This window comes from Arthrobacter ginsengisoli, assembly GCF_031456935.1.
GTDB classification, from domain to species: domain Bacteria; phylum Actinomycetota; class Actinomycetes; order Actinomycetales; family Micrococcaceae; genus Arthrobacter; species Arthrobacter ginsengisoli.
The window spans coordinates 1-1,363 of record NZ_JAVDVQ010000065.1 but is presented as its reverse complement, the minus strand read 5'-3'; the positions used below and the strand labels follow the sequence as shown (position 1 = coordinate 1,363).

The following is a 1,363-nucleotide window of genomic DNA, read 5'->3' as shown; positions in this document are numbered from 1 at the left end:
GGGCGGGCGGTCGGCAGCGCAATCACCGCGTCCGGGTTCATCGGCGCACCGGACATGGCCAGGTAGCCGCCGCCGTAGGCCTTGCGGACCAGGACGGTGATCCGCGGGACCCGGCACTCGGAGACCGCGAAGATCATCTTCGCGCCGTGGCGGATGATGCCCTCACGCTCGACCTGGGAACCGATCATGTACCCGGCGATGTCCACGAGGAAAACGATGGGGATGTTGTAGGCGTTGCAGATCCAGATGAACCGCGCAGCCTTGTCCGAGGAGTTCGGGAAGATCGAGCCGCCCATGTGCGTGGGCTGGTTGCCCACCAGCCCCACGGAGCGGCCGTTGATCCGGGCGAACCCGGTCAGCATCTCGGGTGCGAACAGTTCCTTGTAGGGGAACCAGGACCCTTCATCGACCAGGGATTCGACGAATTCCTCCATGTCAAAGACCTCGGCCTCGCGCAGCGGAACGATCTCCTCCAGGGTGCGGCCCGGCCGCGGTTCGATGGCCGGCGCCATCGGCGCGGGGGTCTCCCAGTTCGCGGGCAGGAAGGAGAGCCAGACGCGGATCGCGTTCAGGGCCTCCTCGTCGTTCTCCACCAGGACGTCACCCAGGCCGGAGACCGTGCAGTGCATCTCGGCCCCGCCCATCTCCTCCAGCGTGACCTTCTCGCCGGTGACCATCTCGGCCAGCCGCGGCGAGCCCAGGTAGGCCGTGGCGTGGCCGCGGACCATGATGGTCATATCGCACAGCGCCGGAACATAGGCCGACCCGGCCGGCGACGGACCGAACAGCGCACAGACCTGCGGCACCCGGCCCGAAATCTGGACCTGATTGTAAAAAATGTTGCCCCACGCGTGGCGGCCCGCGAAACTCTCGAACTGCTCATCAATCCGCGCACCCGCGGAATCAAACAGGTACACGATCGGCACACCCGCCGCGTCCGCCTTCTGCTGGGCATGGGTGATCTTCTCAAACGTCCGGTTGCCCCAGGTCCCGGCCTTGACCGAGTAGTCATTGGCAATCACGCACACCTCGCGCCCGTCCACACGGCCGAACGCAATAACCACCGCGTCACCGGGCAGGCCGTCCTCGAACCGTGCCAGCAGCCCGTCCTCGATGTAATTCTCATCATCGAACAGGATCGCCAGACGCTGCCGGACCAGAAGCTTGCCCGAGGCGATGATCTTATTGCGGTTCTTCTCCGAACCACCCAGACGGGCCGCCGCGAGCTTCTCCGTCAATTGTTCGTGCACCGTGATCGCCGGCACGTCGACTTCCGGCGCCGGCGCGGGTGCGGCGATCGTAGCTTCAGTCATGATGAGCCTCCAGGAATAAGAATTGTTGTCCTCTACTAGTATACGAACAA

Annotated in this window: 1 protein-coding gene; it reads right to left on the bottom strand. The window is 64.7% G+C overall.

Translation table 11 applies throughout. The annotated features are described in order from the left end of the window. A partial coding sequence (locus J2X01_RS21950; protein ID WP_310062679.1) for an acyl-CoA carboxylase subunit beta occupies positions 1-1,313 on the bottom strand: 1,313 nt, incomplete at its 3' end. Between the last annotated feature and the right edge of the window lie 50 nt (positions 1,314-1,363).